General features: G+C 63.8%; 2 protein-coding genes. Both read right to left on the bottom strand.

Annotated features, from left to right (window positions below; translation table 11 throughout):
- Nucleotides 1-302, bottom strand: a 302-nt coding sequence (locus WCB02_RS04500) for a hypothetical protein (protein ID WP_423956637.1), incomplete at its 3' end; no start/stop codon positions are given.
- Nucleotides 303-305: 3 nt separating this feature from the next.
- Nucleotides 306-1,524 (bottom strand): AMP-binding protein (locus WCB02_RS04495; RefSeq protein ID WP_423956636.1); only part of this gene is annotated, 1,219 nt, incomplete at its 5' end.

The following is a 1,524-nucleotide window of genomic DNA, read 5'->3' as shown; positions in this document are numbered from 1 at the left end:
TCGCCGGTCAGCCGGCGATAGAGCGCATCGACGTGCGCGCGGAGGAAATATTCCCGCACCGCGCGGTCGCGCGCCGCGATCGCGGAGGCGGCCGCCGCTTGCGCTTCGGAGCGCGCAGGTTTTGCCGGTAGCTGGGCGATCAGCACGGCGCCGATCCGCCATTGCCGCGAAAAGCTCTCTGCGTCACGCCGAAAGTTTCCAGTCACGGCACCATCGCAAGCAAGCCATGCGGCCATGTCCTCATGCGACAGGCCGGCCCGATCAAAGTCCGCCTTCGAAGACATCTCTGTTGCGACATTCATGACTTAATTCCGCGGCCGCTTGTCGATGACGCGCTTGGCCTTGCCCTGTGACCGTTCGATGCTGCCCGGGACGACCGTGCGCACCGTCGTGGTCACGCCGACCCGCGCCTTGATGAGATGCGTGCCGCGGTCCGCCAGCACCATCATCGCGTCCGGCGGCAGCGTGTCGCGTGTCTCGACGATCACCGCAAGCTCGTCGAGCCGGTCCGGCCGCGTCACTTCGAGAATGTAATGCGGCGCGAACATCCGTTCGGTAGCCAGCGCCGCCTCGATCTGGCTCGGAAACACGTTGACGCCGCGGATGATCAGCATGTCGTCGCTGCGGCCTTTGATGCGCTCGATGCGGCGCATGGCGCGCGCACTGCCCGGTAGCAGCCGCGTCAGATCGCGCGTGCGATAGCGGATGACGGGCATCGCTTCCTTGGTCAGCGAGGTCAGGATCAATTCGCCTTCTTCGCCGTCGGGCAGCACCTTGCCGGTCTCGGGCTCGATGATCTCCGGAAAAAAATGATCTTCCCAAATGGTCAGGCCGTCCTTGGTATCGGCATATTCTTGCGCGACACCGGGCCCGATCACTTCCGAGAGACCGTAAACATTGATCGCATCGAGTCCCATGCGGCGTTCGATTTCGCCGCGCATGCCTTCGCTCCACGGCTCCGCGCCGAGCAGAGCGATGCGCAGCGAGGATTTACGTGCGTCGATGCCTTGGCGATCGAACTCGTCGGCGATCGCGAGCAGATAAGACGGCGTCACAGCGATGATGTCGGGCTCGAAATCGCAGATCAACTGGACCTGGCGCTCGGTGAAGCCGCCGGAGACCGGGATCACCGCGCAGCCGAGATGTTCGGCGCCGTAATGAAAGCCCAAGCCGCCGGTGAACAGGCCGTAGCCGTAAGCGATGTGCATCTTGTCGCCGGTCTTGCCGCCGGCGGCGCGGATGCCGCGCGCGATCAGCATTGCCCACATGTCGATATCGCCGCGGGTATAGCCGACGACCGTAGGCTTCCCGGTAGTGCCGCTGGAGGCGTGGATGCGCACGATCTCGTTCATCGGCACGGCGAACATGCCGAACGGATAGTTCTGGCGTAAATCTTCCTTGGTCGTGAAGGGAAGCTTGGCGAGATCGTCAAGGCTTTTCACGTCGCCGGGCGCAATACGGGCCTCGGCAAATTGCCTTTCGTAATGTGGCACTTGCGCTGCGCGCGCGACGGCACTCTTGAGC

It is taken from the genome of Bradyrhizobium sp. (assembly GCF_049581145.1).
Classification (GTDB): Bacteria; Pseudomonadota; Alphaproteobacteria; order Rhizobiales; family Xanthobacteraceae; genus Bradyrhizobium.
This window is presented reverse-complemented; position numbering and strand designations above follow the sequence as displayed.